Below are 13,797 nucleotides of genomic sequence, written 5' to 3'. Positions count from 1 at the left end.
CTGTTCGCTCCCCTTACCAGCTCGACTTGGTCAGGCCGGGGATTTGCCCCTTGTTACCGAGTTCGCGAAGCGCGATCCGGCTCATCTTGAGCTTCCGGTAGAAAGCCCGCGGACGACCCGTCACTTCGCAGCGATTGCGAATGCGGTTCGGCGCGGAGTTCCGCGGCAGTTCAGCCAGCTTGAGGCGCGCCTCGAAGCGCTCCTCCAGCGGCAGGGATTCGTCGGTAGCGATCGCCTTGAGGGCTGCTCGCTTGTCGGCGTACTTCGCAACCAGGGCTTTCACCATGTTGTTACGGTTTACGGCGCTCTTCTTAGCCATTGTCTGTTTCCCTTCCCGCTCAGTTCACGAACGGGAACTTGAACTCGGCGAGGAGAGCCTTGGCTTCCTCGTCGGTTTTGGCCGTGGTGCAGACGATAATGTCCATGCCCCACATCTGATCGATCTGGTCGTAGTTGATCTCCGGGAACACGATGTGTTCCTTGAGGCCCATGGCATAGTTGCCGCGACCGTCGAAGCTCGTGCCCTTGAGGCCGCGGAAATCCTTCACGCGCGGCAGCGCGATCGTGATCAGGCGGTCAAGGAATTCGTACATCTGGTCGCCGCGGAGGGTGACCTTGCCGCCGATGACCATGCCTTCGCGCAGCTTGAAGCCGGCGATGGAGTTACGGGCCTTGGTGGCAACCGGCTTCTGACCGGCGATGGCGGCCAGATCCTTGAGGGCCGAATTGGCCTTCTTGGAGTCAGCGACCGCTTCGCCGATGCCCATGTTCAGCACGATCTTGTCGAGCCGGGGCATCTGCATCGGGTTGGTGTAACCGAATTTCTCGGTCATCACCGCGCGGATGCGGGCCTGAAAATCGTCCTTGAGACGAGGTGTGTATTTGGTGTCAGCCATCAGATGACGTCTCCCGTCGTCTTGGCGAAACGCACCTTCTTGTCACCGTCGACGCGGAACCCGACCCGGGTTGCCTTGCCGTTGGCGTCGGCGATCGCGACGTTGGACAGGTGAAGCGACGCTTCCTTGTTCTTGATACCGCCCTGGGGGTCGGCCTGGGTGGGACGGGTATGGCGCTGGACCATATTCACGCCCTGGACCAGGACGCGGTTGTCGGTCGGCAGGACCTTGGTGACCTTGCCGGTCCGGCCCTTGTCCTTGCCGGCGAGCACCACGACGGTGTCGCCCGATTTGATCTTGGCGGCCATGACTACAGGACCTCCGGTGCCAGCGAGATGATCTTCATGTGGTTCTTGGCGCGCAGTTCACGGGGAACCGGGCCGAAGATCCGCGTACCGACCGGCTCGTTCTGCTTGTTGACGATGACAGCGGCCGACTTGTCGAAACGGATGACAGAGCCGTCCTTGCGTTGGATGTCCTTGGCGGTGCGAACGACGATGGCGCGCACGACGTCGCCCTTTTTCACACGTCCGCGAGGAATGGCTTCCTTCACGGAGGCGACGATTGTGTCACCCACCGAGGCGTAGCGGCGCTTGGAGCCGCCCAACACCTTGATGCACATGACCCGGCGAGCACCCGAATTATCGGCTACCTCCAGGTTAGTTTGCATCTGGATCATTGGATCCGATCCTTCCTGATTACGAAGCCGAGGCCGGGGCGTCCTTGGACAGGACCTCCCAGCGCTTCAGCTTGGACTTGGGGGCACACTCACGGATGCGAGCGATGTCGCCTTCCTTGAAGGCGTTGCCTTCATCGTGGGCGTGATACTTCTTGGACAGGCGCACGATCTTTTTCATGACCGGGTGCAGCAGGGTGCGCTGGACGACGACGACGACAGTCTTGTCGCCCTTGTCGGAGACGACCACGCCTTCGAGAATACGTTTCGGCATCGGTGTTTCCTTACGAAGCCGTCCGCTTCTCACGCAAAAGCGTTGAGATGCGGGCGATGTCTTTGCGCACTTCACCCACACGGTGGGTCTTTTCCATCTGGCCAGTGGCCGCCTGGAAACGCAGGTTGAACTGTTCCTTTTTCAGGGACAGCAGCTGGTCACCCAGCTGATCGGGGGTCTGGGACCGGAGGTCGGCGATCTTGGTCATGCGCCTACGTGCTCCACATGCGCGATGCCGGCGTCGAGGCGGGTAACCACCTTGGTACGGATCGGCAGCTTGGCGGCGCCCAGACGCAGCGCTTCACGCGCGACGTCGTCGGCAACGCCGTCGATTTCAAACAGGATCCGGCCCGGGTGGCAGCGTGCCGCCCAGTGATCCACGGCGCCCTTGCCCTTGCCCATGCGGACTTCGGCCGGCTTGCCCGAGACCGGCACGTCCGGGAAGATGCGGATCCAGACACGGCCCTGACGCTTCATCTGGCGGGTGATCGCGCGGCGGGCCGCCTCGATCTGACGCGCAGTGATGCGTTCCGGCTCGACGGTCTTCAGGCCATACGACCCGAAGTTCAGCGAGAAGCCACCCTTGGCAGCACCGTGGATGCGGCCTTTGAAAGCCTTACGGTATTTGGTTTTTTTCGGTTGCAGCATGACTTAACCTTCACGCCCTCTGCGTTGGCCGCGGTCATTACGACCACCGCGATCGCCACCACGGCCTTCGTTCGACGAAGGACCGGCGGCTTCCAGAGCCCAGCGCTTGTCCTGGGCCATCGGATCGTGCTCGAGGACTTCGCCCTTGAAGACCCACACCTTCACACCGATGATGCCGTAGGTCGTCTTGGCTTCGATGAAGCCGTGGTCGATGTCAGCGCGCAGGGTATGCAGCGGCACGCGACCTTCGCGGTACCATTCCATACGAGCGATTTCAGCGCCGCCGAGGCGACCCGAAACGTTGATCCGGACACCCTTGGCACCCAGACGCATGGCCGACTGCATCGCGCGCTTCATGGCACGACGGAAGGCGATACGGCGCTCGAGCTGCTGCGCGATGTTCTCGGCGATCAGCTGGGCGTCGGTCTCGGGCTTGCGGACCTCGACGATGTTCAGGTGAACCTCGCCTTCGGTACGGGCCGCGATGTCCTTGCGCAGCTTCTCGATGTCAGCGCCCTTCTTGCCGATCACGACACCCGGACGGGCGGCGTAGATCGTCACGCGGCACTTCTTGTGCGGACGCTCGATGATGATGCGCGATACGCCGGCGGCGTTCAGGCGTTCCTTGAGCCACGTGCGCAGCTTCAGGTCCTGATGCAGCAGACGCGCATATTCCGGACCGCGGGCAAACCAGCGGCTGTCCCAGGTGCGGTTGATGCCGAGCCGGAGCCCGATCGGATTGATTTTGTGACCCATCAGGCGGCCTCGCCGGCTTCACGGACCACGATAGTGATCTCGCTGAACGGTTTCAGGATGCGCGACGAACGACCACGAGCACGGCTCGCGAAACGCTTCATCACCAGGTTCTTGCCCACGAAGGCCTCGGCGACGACGAGGTTGTCGATGTCGAGGTTGTGGTTGTTCTCGGCGTTCGAGACGGCCGAATAGAGCACCTTGCGGACGTCAGTCGCGATACGCTTGCGGCTGAACTCCAGCTCGTTCAGCGCACGCTGCACCGGCAGGCCGCGGATCGAGGCGGCAACCAGGTTCAGCTTCTGAGGGCTGATGCGTACGTTAACCAGCTTGGCGCGGGCTTCGGTCGCGCCGACGCGACGGGGATTGTTGGTCTTGGCCATCGGTTACTTCCTTTTGGCCTTCTTGTCGGCCGCGTGGCCAGGGAAGCTGCGGGTCGGCGAGAACTCGCCGAACTTCATCCCGACCATTTCTTCGGAGACCGACACCGGCACATGCTTGTGACCGTTGTGGACGCCGAAGGTCAGACCGACGAACTGCGGCAGGATGGTCGAGCGACGCGACCAGGTCTTGATCACATCCTTGCGACCCGAACCCTGAGCGGTCTCGGCCTTTTTCAGCAGATACCCGTCGACAAACGGGCCTTTCCAGGAGGAGCGGGCCATTCTTAGCGAGCCTTCTTCACGTGGCGGGTACGGATAATGTATTTGTCCGTAGCCTTGTTCTTGCGGGTACGAGTGCCCTTGGTGTCCTTGCCCCACGGCGTAACCGGGGTACGACCACCAGAGGTCCGGCCTTCACCACCACCATGCGGGTGGTCGATCGGGTTCATGGCAACGCCGCGAACGTGCGGGCGGAAGCCCATGTGACGAACGCGACCGGCCTTGCCGAGATTCTGGTTCATGTGATCGGCGTTGGAAACGGCACCGACCGTGGCCATGCAGCCGTCCAGCACCATCCGCAGCTCACCCGAGCCGAGACGGATCTGGGCGTAGCCGGCGTCGCGGCCGACCAGCTGGGCATAGGCGCCGGCCGAACGGGCCAGCTGGGCACCCTTGCCCGGCTTCATCTCCACGCAGTGGATGATGGTGCCGATGGGGATGGAGCGCAGCGGCATCGCATTGCCCGGCTTCACGTCGGTCTTTTCGCCGGCCACGATCGTGTCACCCGCCTTCAGGCGTTGCGGCGCGATGATGTAGGCCTTTTCGCCGTCCTCATACGAGACGAGAGCGATGAAGGCGGTCCGGTTCGGATCGTATTCCAGACGTTCGACGGTCGCGACAGCGAACTTCCGGCGCTTGAAGTCGATCTTGCGGTACAGGCGCTTGGCCCCACCGCCGCGGAAACGGACGGCGATACGGCCACCGGCACCACGACCGCCCGACTTGGTCAGGCCTTCGGTCAGCGACTTCTCCGGGCGGCCTTTGTGCAGCTCGGAGCGATCGATCAGCACCAGGGCGCGACGGCCCGGCGATGTCGGATTGTAATGTTTAAGAGCCATCGGTTCAGAGCCCCGTGGTGACGTCGATGGACTGGCCTTCGGCCAGCGTCACGATCGCTTTCTTGATGTCCACCCGACGGCCCATAATGCCGCGGAAACGCTTGGTCTTGCCCTTTTGAACCAGGGTGTTGACCTTCAGGACGTTGACCTTGAACAGGCTTTCGACCGCAGCGGCGATCTCATCCTTGGTCGAGGTTCCGGCAACCCGGAAGACGACCTTGTTCTGCTCGGACAGGATCGTGGCCTTCTCGGTGATGATCGGGGCCAGGATCGTGTCGTAATGCTTGGCGGTAGGTTGAGCGCCGGCCATTATGCGGCTTCCTTCTCAGCTTGCCGGGCCATCTCGCTACGCGAGGGCTTGTAGTCGGCATAGGTGGCTTCGATGGCTTCCAGCGCCGCCTTGGTCAGCACCAGCTTGTCGGCCCGCAGGATGTCATAGACATTCAGACCGGCGTTCGGCAGCACATTGACGTTCGGGATGTTGCGGGCAGCGAGACCGAAGTTCGCATCCACTTCCGGACCGGCGATGATCAGGGTGCGGTTCCAGCCCAGCTTGGCGAAGGTTTCGCGCAGCTTGGAGGTCTTGGCATCCTTGATCGAGACGTTGTCGACCAGAACCAGTTCACCGGCCTTGAGCTTGGAGCTCAGAGCGTGACGCAGGGCCAGGGCACGAACCTTCTTGGGCAGGGAGAAGCCGTGGTCGCGAACGACCGGGCCGAAGGCGCGCGAACCACCGACGAACTGCGGGGCGCGACGCGAACCGTGACGAGCGCCGCCGGTTCCCTTCTGCTTGTACATCTTCTTGCCGGTACGCGAGTTCTCGTTCCGGGTCTGGACCTTGTGGGTACCGGCACGGCGCTTGGCCAGCTGCCAGTTGACGTAACGGGCCAGGATGTCGCCGCGGATGTCGGCGATGCCGAAAACGGCTTCCGACAGTTCGACGTCACCGGCGGCCTTGCCGTCGAGTTTGATGACAGAGACTTTCATCAGGCTTCACCACCCTCAGCGGTTTCAGCGGCCGGAGCCTCGGCTGCCGGAGTCTCGGCAGGCGCAGCGGCGGCGGCCTGACCGGCCTTGCGGAAGGAACCCGGGAACGGGGTTTCTGCAGGTGCGGTCTTCTTGATCGCGTCGCTGACCTTGAGCCAGGTGCCGTCGTGACCCGGGACAGCGCCCTTGATCATGATAAGGCCGCGATCGATATCGACACGGAACACGGTGAGGTTCTGCTGGGTGACGGTTTCCTGACCATAGTGGCCAGCCATCTTCTTGCCCTTGAAGGTCTTGCCCGGATCCTGACGCTGACCGGTCGAACCGTGCGAACGGTGCGAGACCGATACACCGTGCGACGCCCGCAGGCCGCCGAAGTTCCAGCGCTTCATGGCACCGGCAAAGCCCTTGCCGATGGTCAGACCCTGCACGTCCACCTTCTGGCCAGGGACGAAATGGTCGGCGATCAGCTCGGAGCCGACCTCGATCATCGCATCTTCCGTAACCCGGAATTCAGTGACGTAGCGCTTGGGCTCGACTTCCGCTTTCGCGAAGGTCGTCCGTTGAGCCTTGTTGGTGTTTTTTGCCTTTTTGGTGCCGGCACCGAGTTGCAGGGCGACGTAGCCGTCCCGCTCCTTGGTGCGCTGACCCACCACCTGGCAGCCGTCAAGCTGCAGGATGGTGACCGGAACATGAGCGCCATCTTCAGCGAAGATGCGCGTCATTCCCAGTTTCTTGGCGATCACGCCCGTACGCATGTCGGATCCCGCCTCTTCTTTCTTAAATCTTGATTTCGACATCCACACCGGCGGACAGGTCGAGCTTCATCAGCGCGTCCACGGTCTGCGGGGTGGGGTCGATAATATCGAGAACACGCTTGTGCGTGCGGATTTCAAACTGCTCGCGCGACTTCTTGTCGACGTGCGGCGAGCGGTTCACGGTGAATTTTTCGATCAGGGTCGGCAGCGGAATCGGACCGCGAACGGTCGCGCCGGTGCGCTTGGCGGTATTGACGATTTCGCGCGTCGAAAAATCGAGGACGCGGTGATCGAAGGCCTTGAGCCTGATGCGGATGCTTTGATCCATATCGGTCGTTATTCCCAAGCAGGCGAACCTGCGTCCCTGTGAACCATTTCAAAGACCGAAGGTCTTCAGGCTTTCGCCCTCAGAGTACGCACGTCCGCAAAAACGATCGGCCCACGCAGCGAACCGCGAAGGCCGTTAAAGTCCTGGATCGCTGCAAAGAACAGGGTCTCAGGTCGTTCCGCGAACCGCGTCTGCATCTCGCGATGCACAGCCGGTCCAGCAAGAGGGGGGCTTATGCCGTTCGATTCCGTCTGCGTCAAGCGGCGAAACTGTGTCGGGGCGGGCTTTTCGCACCCGAGGTCGCTTGCGTCCGCCGGGACGGGCCGACGGGCGGGACCGGAGGCTGTCCCCTGCCCGGCTGGCGGCCATGGACAGGTCCGGACACGACAGGGCCCCGACGGTGTACACCCTCGGGGCCCGGCCGGTTTCTGTCAACGGGGACCGCCGCCCCCGTCTGCGACTCAGCGCTCGTAGGTGCGTTCGCCGATGGTGATGCTGCCTGAGCCCATGACCGCCCGCTCGACCCTGCCGGTCACGCCAGCGACGTGGACGTCGCCCGAGCCCATGATGCTGGCATCGACCGACGCGACCGTGGTGCGGATATCGACATCGCCCGAACCGGCGATGCTGACGTCCACGGCACCGACCTGACCGCCGGCGACGATGACGTCGCCCGAGCCGGCGATGCTGACGTCGACCGGACCGTTGGCCTCAGCCACCCAGACGTCACCCGATCCGGCGATGCTGACATCCAGATTGAGCGTCGCCCCGGCCCGAACCTCGCCGGACCCGGCGACCGAGACGTCGAGGCTCGACGAGGTGCCGGCGCGGACACTGCCCGACCCGGCCATCGAGATGCTGAGGTCACCGGTATTGGCGACGGTCCAGTCGCCGCAGCCGCCATTGCCGAGCTCGACCGCGGTCGCGCCACGGCCGACCGCGCCATAAACGGCACCGCGGACGCTGAGATCGACGCTGCGGGGTGAGCGAATGACGATCAGGGGGGCGTCGTTGACATTGATCCGACCCAGACGGCTGACCTCGACCGAGGCCCCCTCCCCGGGTTGACGGGCGTCGGCCGGGCCCGACCGGCAGCTGCCGATCCGGTCACCGCCGAGGCGCAGACCCGCCACACGGCCACGGCCCAGACCCCCTTCGATGCGGACCTGGTCGCCACGACGGCGCACCGTGACTTCGGGAAGGCCGGAGTTGCCCTGTTCGATCTCGACGCCGACATCGGTACGATCCTCGACAATGACCACGACCCGGGCGACGGCGTCGCGAACCTCGACCTCGGGACTCGCGGCCAGGGCCGGCCCGGCCAGGGCTACAGCGGCGACGGCGGTTACGATGGCGAATTTCATGAAGAGTGCTCCCTCTCTGTCTATGCAGAAAGGGTGCGCGCGGGGGCCGGCGAAGTCATTTTAAATCGAGGTCATGACTCGCTTGTAACCCTGGGGCCTCAGGCGTGCAGCAACCGGGCCCCGTCGGGCGCGCCGGCGACGGGCTCGAAATCCCGCTCGAAATCGCCCAGCCGGCTCTTCAGCGCCCCGGTCCGGCGCAGGGCGAGGGAAGCCGCCCACCGGGCCGCCAGTTCGGGCATCCCCATGGCCTCGGTGCTACGCGGTGTGCCGCCACGGCCGCGCAGCACGGCATTGGTATAGAGGGCCCCGGTCCGAAGACGGGAGGGCCAGGTCTGGTACTCCATCGACAGGGAGACGCAGAAGCGGTCGAGGTTCTCGACCCGGTGCGGCGCATAGACCGGCCAGGTCAGCGCCTGTCCCGGCACCAGGTCCAGGATCCGGGCGTCGGCCTCGAAGGCGCGGTCATAGGGCAGTTCCTCGGTCGTCTGGCGAGCGACGACCTGTTCCATACAGTGCTCGGGCAGATGGGTCTCGTCGCCGGGATAGACGAACACCCGCTTGCGCCCGCGCAGATGGAACAGCACCACCCCGGCCGCATCGAAATGATAGGGCACCCGGGCCTTGGGCGAGGACAGGATCAACTGCCCCGCGTTGCTGACCGCGCGCATCCCGGGATAGGCGGTCTGGATGCGCCGGAAATCGACCAGGGCCGCGTCCCACAGTTCGGGCCAGCCGGTCTCGATACCGCGCAGATTGACCCAGAGCCGCCCCTGGTGGATCGCCGCCAGCAGCTCGGCCCCCGACAGGCTCCCGCGCGTTCCGGTACGGAGCGACGCCTGTCCGGACTCGTCAAAATCATACAGGTTGATGTCGATCAGATCGGCCGGATAGTGGTCCAGCACCGCGGCCAGGGCCGCGTCGCTGCCGAAGCCCTGATCGAGCAGGTCATGATCGTGAATTCCGGCTTCGGCGACCGGTCCGGGATAGCGGGTGGTTCGGGTCATCGATGGCTCCTCAGGTCGCGGCCAGGGCCTTGCCCGCGGCGGCCCGGGCGGCTGAAACAGCCCCCAGCAACCGGTCGACCGGCCGGGTCTCACAGGCCTCGATTGCATTCCAGCGACGGCGGACACTGGTGCGCAGACGCTCGCCGCGATCCCCGCCACCGGCATTCATGACCGATACCGCCGCCTGACTCAGGCTGGCTGCCAGCCCCGGCTTCAGCACCACGGCCTCGTGCACGGTGCGCCGGGCGTTGCAGAAATATTTCTTGTAGCTCTCACCGCCAAAACCGAAGTCGAAGCTGCGCAGACCGACGGCCGCGCCCTGTTTCATCGTTTCCAGCGTCAACAGGATGCCGGGCGAACAGCGCGCCAGCCCGGGCTCATAGGCCGGGAACCAGAAATGGCACTGGTCGCCGCCGGTCAGCGAATATTCGATCGCGCACAGCCGGTCGCCGGCCCACAGCGCGGCCATATTGCCGCCGAAGCCGTCACTGCCGCCGCGCATCAGGGCGTGCAGCAGCTCACCGGTCCAGCCGCAGGCGAAGATGTCGTGCCGGGCGGTGCGCCGGTATTGATCGCGTTTCAGATCGATCAGATGGTCCAGCAGCGCCGGATCCCGCAGGCCCCGTTCGACACGGATGGGGCCCAGTTCGGCCTCCATGCTGCGCCGGGCGCGCTCCTTGTCCTTGTAGTATTTGCCGAAGGTGGCGCGGCGTTCGGCATACCAGGCGTCATAGCCCTCGGTCGGCAGCACCGTCATCATCGTATCGCGCGCCAGACCCGTCTGCGCCGGGCCGACCCAGGCGTTGACGCTCAGGCGTGCGCCCGCCAGCAGGCCGGCGATCGTTTCCAGATCCGGCATCGCCTCCGGACGGGCGATGACACCGTGGTAGTCGTTCATCGGTGCGGCCAGCGGCTGGATCGCGCCACCGCGACGCTGGTGCGGAAAGAAGCCGACGATCTCGCCCCGCCGATGCAGCACCGCGATCGCGGCATCGGGACAGACCGTGGCAGCGATCCGGGTAAACGCCGGATCGAAATAGGGACTGGCCAGCTCCGGATTGGCGGCGACCATCGCCCGCCACAGGTCAACGTCTCCCATCGACAGGGAGTCGGCCTTGACGATCTCGACCTTCAATCCGGGCATAATCCATCCTGGCGGGGGCCGAGAGCCGACCCGTTAACGTCCGACCCTAGTCGCTCCCTGTTGCAGGACGGTTTAGCGGCATGGTGAACGAAGCCTTGCAGGAGCCGATGGGAGCGCGGTGCGTTCAGGGACGGCACAGGAGCCCTGCCCATGACCATCACCCCCCGCCCGCCGCGCCAGAGCGAGACCGAAGATCAACGCCCCCCGGCTCAGGACGGTCAGCCCCCCCGCCCGGCCACCGAGCCGCGCGGTGCGGAAGGCAGCAGCAACTCCGGAGAAACCGCGACCGACCCCGCCACCGGCAAGCCGAACCGCTAGCGATCCGGGTCCGGCCGCGGAGTCCGCCCCTCGGGTCGGTCGCGCCTGTGGCCCGAGGGCGGGGTGAACCCGAACGATCCGTCGAAGATTTCGTCGACGGCCTCGCGAATACCCTTGCCCCCCAGTCCGGCGATCGACATCCCCAGCACGATCAGGGTGAAGCCGGTTCCCAGCATCGCAAGCGCGATAACCCACTGGAAATTGAGATAGCCAGGCATGGTTTCAGCGCCTCTATTTCACAAAAAGGAAAATCAACACCAGGGCGGTCAACACTGGGATGGCCCAGGCCCAGATCGCGGCGAACCGTTTGGGTCGGGCCCGGGGCGCCAGACGCAGATAGACGGGCGGCCGCGGTCGATCGACTTCGCTGCCGACAATATTGTGGCGCTCTCTCATGGCGAGCCTCGTCTCGAAGAGGGGGTGAACCAGCCCCGGATCATCTGCCACCAGCTCATGCCGGACGACGACAGATCCTCGGCACGGGCGCGCAGTCTCGGGATCGAGCAGAGCATCGTCAGGCGCACGGCATCCCCTGCCGGAATGTCCGGGTGATCCCACAGCGCTTCCTGCAGGGCGGCATCCTGTTCGAGGCACTGCGCCAGCAGGTTGAAACAGACGTCCTGACGCAGACGGGCCGCGTGCCGCGCCTCGACCGCCAGAACCAGGGCTTCGGTATCCGCCGCCTTGTGCGGTCCCAGGCCAAAGACCCGGCCGGCGATCCGGTCGCGTTCACCGGCGGTGCGCGCATCGTTGATCAACGGGCCGTCAGCCTGCTGATCCTGTCCGAACCGCTCAAGCGCGAGCGACATCAGCTGATCCCGGGCGACCGGCGACATTGCCAGTTCCGCAGCCTTGGCCAGCATCAGCTCGGAATGGGCACAATCCGGCCGCCGGGTCTCAAGATCGATACGTTCCCAGCGCGCGCCCGAGACCGCTTCGGCAACCGCGGCCTTGATCAGCCGGTCATCAAAACTATCCGCGCTGCGCATCACGCTCATCTCCGACATTCAGCACCTTGAGTCGGTGCGGTCGGCCGCTGTCGTTGGACCAGTCAAACTCGGCGTTCACCGCAAGCCCGAGCAGGGACGCCCCGACCAGGCTGAGGATCGACACCTTCTGCTGGTCGATATCGGCTTCTGCAGGCAGAACGATCTGGATGTTCCGAACCTGGCCGGTGGTCAGGTCCTGGTAGGTCACCCAGCTGCCGATCCGGCAAAAGGGCTGGGCGCTGTAGGTGTCCTTCACCACGACCGCTCGCTCCAGCTCCGCCTCAAGCAGCATGACGGCCGCGGCTCCGGAACTGGCATTCCCGACCATCGATTCCAGAATTTTCAGATCCTGGCCGGTGATGAGAATTCGCGGCCTCCTGGCCGATTTCTTGACTGTCTTCGCCATGTCGGAGTTCCGCTCACACGCCACCGTTGGAGGCCAACTGACTGTTGGCCACGGCACGACGCATGGAATGATTGAAGTATCGAATTGCGCTGACGCACACGGACCGCCACCAGCCTCGAATAATCAGACCGGGGGAATCACTATTTGGCGTGCAGGAAACTGTCCCCCAAACTCTGAGCTGACGCTCGTTACGAGTTTGGGGCTAGTCGCATCCGACGAAACGTCCGACGTGAAGCGTATTCCGCGAAGAGAAGGCGCATTTCCACATTACAGGCGAGATGATGGGCCAGTGCCTGCGTCGATGTCAACGTCGTTCCACCCGCCGAAATCCCGATGTTCGCCGCCGACCCAGGCCATGGGACGCGCCGGGCCTGAGCCCCGTTGGCACGACGGAGGCAGACCGGGGGCCTCTGGACATAAGGCCGCACCGTTGTGCGGGACGGCTTGCCGGGCGGGAACGGTCGGCACGGTGCTGTGTTGACCTTGTCCTGACCGCTGGAGCCCGCCCATGACCGTTCGCCGTCCTGTCCGTTTTGCCGTTCTCGCTGCCCTGCCCCTGCTCGCTGCGACCGCCTGTGGCGATCGAACCCGGGAGCCGCGCGCCGTCGCGCGGACCGATCCGGGTACGACCGCAGCCTCGCAGCTGAGACAATCGATCGAGACGGCGACCTACAGCCCGCCCGCCGCTGCCCCCCAGCCAACCAGCCCGTCGCCCGGTGGTGAGACCGGCGAAACGCCGACTCCAGCGAATCCGTCCGGGGTTGCCGGCGCGGCCCTTCCCGAAGACTCCCGACCGGACCCCGCCATGGTGCGGGCGCAGATATTGCTGGACCGGACGCGCTTTTCCCCCGGAATCGTCGATGGCCTGGGCGGCCAGAACACGCGCCAGGCCATAGCCGCCTTCGAGGAAGCCAATGACCTCGCCGTCGACGGCGAACTGGACGCGGCCGTGTTCCAGCGACTGGCCGCCGGCGACAGCCGAAAGGTGCTGACCGACTATACGATCACCGCGGAAGACGCCGCCGGCCCCTTCATCGGCACCGTTCCCGAGGACATTGAGGCCATGTCACGGCTGGAGACGGTCGGTTACGCAAACGCGCGCGAGGCGCTGGCCGAGAAATTCCACATGACCGAGGCCCTGCTGGATGCCCTGAACCCGGGAGCGGACTTCGCCCGCGCGGGTCAGAACATCGTCGTGGCCCAGACCGGCCCGGACGCGTTGCAGGGTGAGGTTTCCCGGATCGTCGTCAGCAAGGCGGAGCAGTCCGTGCGTGCCTTTGGTGCCGACGGGACCCTGCTGGCCTTCTACCCGGCCACCATCGGCAGCACCGGGACGCCCTCGCCCTCAGGCTCGCACACGGTGCGGGCGATCGCACCGAGGCCCAACTACACCTACGATCCGTCGCGGGTCAGCTACGGTGACGGCGGTCGCAAGGTCATCGTCCCCCCGGGACCGAACAACCCCGTTGGATCGGTATGGATCGACCTGTCGCGCGACACCTATGGCATCCACGGGACCGCTGATCCGGAGAAGATCGGCAAGACGGCGTCCAATGGCTGCGTGCGCCTGACCAACTGGGATGTCGAACAGCTGGCAGCCGCCGTGAAGGCGGGGGTCGAGGTGAAATTCACCTGAAGACCCCCACTGCAAGCGTGGAAGCGCACCGTTCCCGACAACACAACAAAACGGCCCCCGGATCGCTCCGGGGGCCGCTCTGTTATAGGTATCGTCCGGCCTCAAGTAGCGCGAA

23 protein-coding genes are annotated in these 13,797 nt (G+C 64.7%); 2 read left to right on the top strand and 21 right to left on the bottom strand.

The window, feature by feature from the left end:
• Positions 1-13: 13 nt before the first annotated feature.
• The 18 genes from rpsN to AAC067_RS05605 all read right to left on the bottom strand — a co-directional run bounded on the left by rpsN (position 14) and on the right by AAC067_RS05605 (position 10,333).
• The gene (gene rpsN / locus AAC067_RS05690; protein WP_339930422.1) at positions 14-319 is read right to left on the bottom strand and encodes a 30S ribosomal protein S14; all 306 of its coding nucleotides are present in this window, start codon (positions 317-319) and stop codon (positions 14-16) included.
• Between the two features lie 19 nt (positions 320-338).
• Positions 339-896, bottom strand: a complete 558-nt coding sequence (gene rplE / locus AAC067_RS05685; protein ID WP_339930420.1) for a 50S ribosomal protein L5 — start codon at positions 894-896, stop codon at positions 339-341.
• The gene (gene rplX, locus AAC067_RS05680; protein ID WP_339930418.1) at positions 896-1,204 is read right to left on the bottom strand and encodes a 50S ribosomal protein L24; all 309 of its coding nucleotides are present in this window, start codon (positions 1,202-1,204) and stop codon (positions 896-898) included. Before rplX ends, rplE begins: the two co-directional genes overlap by 1 nt.
• A 2-nt stretch (positions 1,205-1,206) precedes the next feature.
• Positions 1,207-1,575: a 50S ribosomal protein L14 gene (rplN, locus tag AAC067_RS05675; protein ID WP_021698481.1), complete on the bottom strand. Its 369-nt coding sequence runs from the start codon at positions 1,573-1,575 to the stop codon at positions 1,207-1,209.
• A 19-nt stretch (positions 1,576-1,594) separates the two neighbouring features.
• Positions 1,595-1,846, bottom strand: coding sequence for a 30S ribosomal protein S17 (gene rpsQ / locus AAC067_RS05670; RefSeq protein ID WP_300446330.1), 252 nt, complete (start codon positions 1,844-1,846; stop codon positions 1,595-1,597).
• Between the two features lie 10 nt (positions 1,847-1,856).
• On the bottom strand, positions 1,857-2,054 hold the full coding sequence (rpmC, locus tag AAC067_RS05665; protein WP_300446332.1) for a 50S ribosomal protein L29: 198 nt from the start codon (positions 2,052-2,054) through the stop codon (positions 1,857-1,859).
• On the bottom strand, positions 2,051-2,494 hold the full coding sequence (gene rplP, locus AAC067_RS05660; protein ID WP_339930416.1) for a 50S ribosomal protein L16: 444 nt from the start codon (positions 2,492-2,494) through the stop codon (positions 2,051-2,053). The genes rpmC and rplP overlap by 4 nt, the downstream gene beginning before the upstream one ends.
• 3 nt (positions 2,495-2,497) lie before the next feature.
• On the bottom strand, positions 2,498-3,250 hold the full coding sequence (gene rpsC, locus AAC067_RS05655; protein ID WP_339930413.1) for a 30S ribosomal protein S3: 753 nt from the start codon (positions 3,248-3,250) through the stop codon (positions 2,498-2,500).
• Positions 3,250-3,630 carry a 50S ribosomal protein L22 gene (rplV, locus tag AAC067_RS05650; RefSeq protein ID WP_339930411.1) on the bottom strand — a complete coding sequence of 127 codons (381 nt, stop codon included), beginning with the start codon at positions 3,628-3,630 and terminating at the stop codon, positions 3,250-3,252. Before rplV ends, rpsC begins: the two co-directional genes overlap by 1 nt.
• 3 nt (positions 3,631-3,633) lie before the next feature.
• A complete protein-coding gene (gene rpsS, locus AAC067_RS05645; protein WP_300446338.1) occupies positions 3,634-3,912 on the bottom strand; it encodes a 30S ribosomal protein S19 in 279 nt (92 codons plus the stop codon).
• Between the two features lie 2 nt (positions 3,913-3,914).
• On the bottom strand, positions 3,915-4,748 hold the full coding sequence (gene rplB, locus AAC067_RS05640; RefSeq protein WP_339930409.1) for a 50S ribosomal protein L2: 834 nt from the start codon (positions 4,746-4,748) through the stop codon (positions 3,915-3,917).
• A 4-nt stretch (positions 4,749-4,752) separates the two neighbouring features.
• A complete protein-coding gene (locus AAC067_RS05635; protein WP_298097836.1) occupies positions 4,753-5,058 on the bottom strand; it encodes a 50S ribosomal protein L23 in 306 nt (101 codons plus the stop codon).
• Positions 5,058-5,735 carry a 50S ribosomal protein L4 gene (gene rplD / locus AAC067_RS05630; protein WP_339930407.1) on the bottom strand — a complete coding sequence of 226 codons (678 nt, stop codon included), beginning with the start codon at positions 5,733-5,735 and terminating at the stop codon, positions 5,058-5,060. Before rplD ends, AAC067_RS05635 begins: the two co-directional genes overlap by 1 nt.
• On the bottom strand, positions 5,735-6,493 hold the full coding sequence (gene rplC / locus AAC067_RS05625; RefSeq protein WP_339930405.1) for a 50S ribosomal protein L3: 759 nt from the start codon (positions 6,491-6,493) through the stop codon (positions 5,735-5,737). Before rplC ends, rplD begins: the two co-directional genes overlap by 1 nt.
• Positions 6,494-6,515: 22 nt before the next feature.
• Positions 6,516-6,821 carry a 30S ribosomal protein S10 gene (gene rpsJ / locus AAC067_RS05620; protein WP_105563630.1) on the bottom strand — a complete coding sequence of 102 codons (306 nt, stop codon included), beginning with the start codon at positions 6,819-6,821 and terminating at the stop codon, positions 6,516-6,518.
• A gap of 461 nt (positions 6,822-7,282) precedes the next feature.
• The gene (locus AAC067_RS05615) at positions 7,283-8,185 is read right to left on the bottom strand and encodes a DUF2807 domain-containing protein (protein WP_339930403.1); all 903 of its coding nucleotides are present in this window, start codon (positions 8,183-8,185) and stop codon (positions 7,283-7,285) included.
• A gap of 98 nt (positions 8,186-8,283) precedes the next feature.
• Complete coding sequence (locus AAC067_RS05610; RefSeq protein WP_339930401.1) at positions 8,284-9,189, bottom strand: transcriptional regulator; 906 nt, start codon at positions 9,187-9,189, stop codon at positions 8,284-8,286.
• Between the two features lie 10 nt (positions 9,190-9,199).
• Positions 9,200-10,333: a GNAT family N-acetyltransferase gene (locus AAC067_RS05605; protein WP_339930399.1), complete on the bottom strand. Its 1,134-nt coding sequence runs from the start codon at positions 10,331-10,333 to the stop codon at positions 9,200-9,202.
• 150 nt (positions 10,334-10,483) lie between these two features.
• Here AAC067_RS05605 and AAC067_RS05600 point away from each other — a divergent pair, with 150 nt between their 5' ends.
• Entirely contained in the window at positions 10,484-10,651 is a 168-nt protein-coding gene (locus AAC067_RS05600) for a hypothetical protein (RefSeq protein WP_339930397.1), read from the top strand.
• Here the strand turns inward: AAC067_RS05600 and AAC067_RS05595 are convergent.
• The 3 genes from AAC067_RS05595 to AAC067_RS05585 form a co-directional block, all read right to left on the bottom strand.
• A complete protein-coding gene (locus AAC067_RS05595) occupies positions 10,648-10,869 on the bottom strand; it encodes a hypothetical protein (RefSeq protein WP_339930395.1) in 222 nt (73 codons plus the stop codon). The genes AAC067_RS05600 and AAC067_RS05595 overlap by 4 nt on opposite strands.
• A gap of 174 nt (positions 10,870-11,043) precedes the next feature.
• On the bottom strand, positions 11,044-11,643 hold the full coding sequence (locus AAC067_RS05590; protein ID WP_339930393.1) for a hypothetical protein: 600 nt from the start codon (positions 11,641-11,643) through the stop codon (positions 11,044-11,046).
• Entirely contained in the window at positions 11,624-12,046 is a 423-nt protein-coding gene (locus tag AAC067_RS05585) for a GreA/GreB family elongation factor (protein ID WP_339930391.1), read from the bottom strand. Before AAC067_RS05585 ends, AAC067_RS05590 begins: the two co-directional genes overlap by 20 nt.
• 508 nt (positions 12,047-12,554) lie before the next feature.
• Between AAC067_RS05585 and AAC067_RS05580 the strand changes: the two genes are divergently transcribed.
• Complete coding sequence (locus AAC067_RS05580) at positions 12,555-13,682, top strand: L,D-transpeptidase (RefSeq protein WP_339930389.1); 1,128 nt, start codon at positions 12,555-12,557, stop codon at positions 13,680-13,682.
• The last annotated feature ends 115 nt before the right edge of the window (positions 13,683-13,797 follow it).

It is taken from the genome of uncultured Brevundimonas sp., from assembly GCF_963977465.1.
In the GTDB taxonomy this organism is placed as follows: domain Bacteria; phylum Pseudomonadota; class Alphaproteobacteria; order Caulobacterales; family Caulobacteraceae; genus Brevundimonas.
Note: the sequence above shows the minus strand (reverse complement) of the source record. Positions and strands in the feature narration are given on the sequence as shown.

Bases quoted from the DNA above. Each gene is read 5' to 3' on its own strand.
- AAC067_RS05635 (WP_298097836.1), bottom strand. From the start codon at position 5,058: ATGGCCGGCGCTCAACCTACCGCCAAGCATTACGACACGATCCTGGCC.
- rplN (WP_021698481.1), bottom strand. From the start codon at position 1,575: ATGATCCAGATGCAAACTAACCTGGAGGTAGCCGATAATTCGGGTGCT.
- rpsN (WP_339930422.1), bottom strand. From the start codon at position 319: ATGGCTAAGAAGAGCGCCGTAAACCGTAACAACATGGTGAAAGCCCTG.
- rpmC (WP_300446332.1), bottom strand. From the start codon at position 2,054: ATGACCAAGATCGCCGACCTCCGGTCCCAGACCCCCGATCAGCTGGGT.
- rpsC (WP_339930413.1), bottom strand. From the start codon at position 3,250: ATGGGTCACAAAATCAATCCGATCGGGCTCCGGCTCGGCATCAACCGC.
- rpsJ (WP_105563630.1), bottom strand. From the start codon at position 6,821: ATGGATCAAAGCATCCGCATCAGGCTCAAGGCCTTCGATCACCGCGTC.
- rplP (WP_339930416.1), bottom strand. From the start codon at position 2,494: ATGCTGCAACCGAAAAAAACCAAATACCGTAAGGCTTTCAAAGGCCGC.
- rpsQ (WP_300446330.1), bottom strand. From the start codon at position 1,846: ATGCCGAAACGTATTCTCGAAGGCGTGGTCGTCTCCGACAAGGGCGAC.
- rplE (WP_339930420.1), bottom strand. From the start codon at position 896: ATGGCTGACACCAAATACACACCTCGTCTCAAGGACGATTTTCAGGCC.
- AAC067_RS05595 (WP_339930395.1), bottom strand. From the start codon at position 10,869: ATGCCTGGCTATCTCAATTTCCAGTGGGTTATCGCGCTTGCGATGCTG.
- AAC067_RS05580 (WP_339930389.1), top strand. From the start codon at position 12,555: ATGACCGTTCGCCGTCCTGTCCGTTTTGCCGTTCTCGCTGCCCTGCCC.
- rplX (WP_339930418.1), bottom strand. From the start codon at position 1,204: ATGGCCGCCAAGATCAAATCGGGCGACACCGTCGTGGTGCTCGCCGGC.
- AAC067_RS05615 (WP_339930403.1), bottom strand. From the start codon at position 8,185: ATGAAATTCGCCATCGTAACCGCCGTCGCCGCTGTAGCCCTGGCCGGG.
- AAC067_RS05605 (WP_339930399.1), bottom strand. From the start codon at position 10,333: ATGCCCGGATTGAAGGTCGAGATCGTCAAGGCCGACTCCCTGTCGATG.
- AAC067_RS05585 (WP_339930391.1), bottom strand. From the start codon at position 12,046: ATGGCGAAGACAGTCAAGAAATCGGCCAGGAGGCCGCGAATTCTCATC.
- AAC067_RS05610 (WP_339930401.1), bottom strand. From the start codon at position 9,189: ATGACCCGAACCACCCGCTATCCCGGACCGGTCGCCGAAGCCGGAATT.
- rplB (WP_339930409.1), bottom strand. From the start codon at position 4,748: ATGGCTCTTAAACATTACAATCCGACATCGCCGGGCCGTCGCGCCCTG.
- rpsS (WP_300446338.1), bottom strand. From the start codon at position 3,912: ATGGCCCGCTCCTCCTGGAAAGGCCCGTTTGTCGACGGGTATCTGCTG.
- rplV (WP_339930411.1), bottom strand. From the start codon at position 3,630: ATGGCCAAGACCAACAATCCCCGTCGCGTCGGCGCGACCGAAGCCCGC.
- rplD (WP_339930407.1), bottom strand. From the start codon at position 5,735: ATGAAAGTCTCTGTCATCAAACTCGACGGCAAGGCCGCCGGTGACGTC.
- rplC (WP_339930405.1), bottom strand. From the start codon at position 6,493: ATGCGTACGGGCGTGATCGCCAAGAAACTGGGAATGACGCGCATCTTC.
- AAC067_RS05600 (WP_339930397.1), top strand. From the start codon at position 10,484: ATGACCATCACCCCCCGCCCGCCGCGCCAGAGCGAGACCGAAGATCAA.